Source organism: Mesorhizobium sp. M8A.F.Ca.ET.207.01.1.1 (assembly GCF_004794715.1).
Lineage (GTDB): Bacteria > Pseudomonadota > Alphaproteobacteria > Rhizobiales > Rhizobiaceae > Mesorhizobium.
The window spans coordinates 1-291 of the sequence record NZ_SRUS01000524.1 but is presented as its reverse complement, the minus strand read 5'-3'; the positions used below and the strand labels follow the sequence as shown (position 1 = coordinate 291).

Annotated in this window: 1 pseudogene; it reads left to right on the top strand. The window is 70.8% G+C overall.

Annotated features, from left to right (window positions below):
* Positions 1 to 13: 13 nt before the first annotated feature.
* Positions 14 to 291: pseudogene (locus tag EN850_RS35670) on the top strand (serine hydrolase); the annotation flags it as partial.

Below are 291 nucleotides of genomic sequence, written 5' to 3'. Positions count from 1 at the left end.
GACCGGTGAAACGTTGCAGGCGCTGTTCGAGCGTCTGCTGGCTGCCCCGTTGGGCCTGCGCGATACGGCGTTCGCCACGCGCGCTGCCGAGCGCCTGGCAACGCCCTATGTGAGCGACACGCCGCAGCCGCATCGCCTGCAGGAAGGCGAGATGGTCGCGCCGTTCGAGGGCACGGTCGGCATCGAGTACAGCCTTGCGCGCGCCACCGATGCCAGCCGCTTCGCCTCGGCCGGTGCAGGCTTGGTCGGCACCGCCGACGAGGTGATGGCGGTGCTGGAGGCGCTGCGTGA